The sequence below is a fragment of the Phyllobacterium sp. P5_D12 genome (assembly GCF_054049495.1).
In genome coordinates this window covers 1-580 of sequence record NZ_JBFUMG010001164.1, presented here as the reverse complement: position 1 = coordinate 580, position 580 = coordinate 1, and the positions used below count along the sequence as shown (strand labels likewise).

1 protein-coding gene is annotated in these 580 nt (G+C 54.8%); it reads left to right on the top strand.

Going from position 1 to position 580, the window contains the following annotated elements:
• Positions 1–580: VirB4 family type IV secretion/conjugal transfer ATPase (locus ACXJ5O_RS29290; RefSeq protein WP_457302961.1), on the top strand; the 580-nt coding region annotated here is incomplete at both ends.

Below are 580 nucleotides of genomic sequence, written 5' to 3'. Positions count from 1 at the left end.
GGCACGCGATGAGCTTTTGAGCTCGCGCTCCATCTATGGCGAACACCATCTGTCGGTCATGTGTCTTGGCGCCGACAAAGCTGAACTCGATCGCTGCATCCGCTCCGTCGGAGCTACGCTTACCGATCAATCCATTATCTGGCTGCGCGAGGATCTGAACTGTGAACCAGCATTCTGGGCGCAGCTGCCCGGTAATTTTTCGTATATCGCCCGGTCGGCGATGATTTCGTCGAAGAATTTTGCCGGGTTTCTGTCGTTGCATAATTTTCCCAGTGGCCAGAAGGAAAGCAATCACTGGGGCAGCGCCATTTCGCTGCTGGAGACGACCAGCCAAAGCGCTTACTTCTTTAATTTTCACGTCCGTGATCTCGGTAATTTCACTATGGTAGGACCATCCGGCTCAGGCAAGACGGTGGCCCTCTCCTTTCTGATGGCGCAGTCGCAGCGCATCAAACCAACGCCGCGCTGCATTTTTTTCGACAAGGATCGCGGCGGCGAAATTTTCATTCGAGCACTGGGAGGCAACTACGAAGTCCTTCAACCAGGTGCGCCGACTGGTTTTAATCCCCTCGCCCTGCCC